General features: G+C 68.4%; 1 protein-coding gene. It reads right to left on the bottom strand.

The window, feature by feature from the left end:
• Window positions 1-209, bottom strand: a 209-nt coding sequence (locus tag AC0L27_RS41585; protein ID WP_473323968.1) for a DUF1522 domain-containing protein, incomplete at both ends; no start/stop codon positions are given.

A 209-nucleotide genomic window follows, 5' to 3' on the forward strand; every position in this document is an offset into this window, starting at 1 on the left:
GGGGTGCCCGCGGTGCCGAGATAGACGGTGGTGTTGCCGCTGCCGTCGGTGACGAGATTGCCGCTGACGCCCGAACCCGAGGGAACCGCAGTCGAAGCCGGAGCAGAACCCGAGCGGAAAGTGATGGTCTTACCGTTCACGGTCAGCGTGTCGCCGTCGGCGGGCTGGGCGTTGCCGGCAAGACCCGTTGCGGTCGTGCCGTTGGTGGC

The sequence above is a fragment of the Bradyrhizobium sp. Ken51 genome (genome assembly GCF_055807435.1).